Annotated in this window: 1 protein-coding gene; it reads right to left on the bottom strand. The window is 71.1% G+C overall.

What is annotated here, in order from left to right; all coding sequences use genetic code 11:
- The coding region (locus CCN72_RS36940) for an SAM-dependent methyltransferase (protein WP_107430302.1) at positions 1 to 557 on the bottom strand (557 nt) is incomplete at both ends.

The following is a 557-nucleotide window of genomic DNA, read 5'->3' as shown; positions in this document are numbered from 1 at the left end:
GTTCCCAGACGGTCGGGGTCCGGGGCTCCTCCGAGGGGTCGGGGCGCCACTGGACGGCGGGGACGATGCCCGGGGGCTGGAGGGTCAAAGTCCCGAAGAGGGCGTGGAGTTCGGCGTCCGTGCGCCAGCGACCGCGGCCGAAGGCGTCCATGAGTTTGGCCTGGGCGGCCTCGGTCTCCTCGTTGTGGCCGGAGCGGAAGTGGGAGATGAAGACGTGGCTGCCGGGCGCGATCCGTTCGGCCCAGTGGCGGACGACCCCGGCCGGGTCCTCGTCGTCGTTGAGATGGTGCAGGACGGCGCTGAGGATGACGCCGACCGGCTGCCTGAGGTCGATCAGCCGCTCGACCTCGGGATGGTGGCGAATGGCGTCGGGGTCGCGGACATCGCCCTCGACGACGGTCGTGGACTCGTTCTCCGCAAGCAGTGTCCGGCCGTGCGCGAGGACGGTCGGGTCCGTGTCGACGTAGACGACGGCCGCCCCGGGCTGATGGCGCTGGGCGACCTGATGCACATTGTCGGCGGTCGGCAACCCGCTCCCCAGGTCGATGAACTGCCGG

Origin of the sequence: Streptomyces murinus, assembly GCF_002154555.1 — a bacterium.
Lineage (GTDB): Bacteria > Actinomycetota > Actinomycetes > Streptomycetales > Streptomycetaceae > Streptomyces > Streptomyces murinus.
The sequence above is the reverse complement of the archived record's forward strand: the minus strand, read 5'-3'. Positions and strand labels throughout refer to the sequence as shown.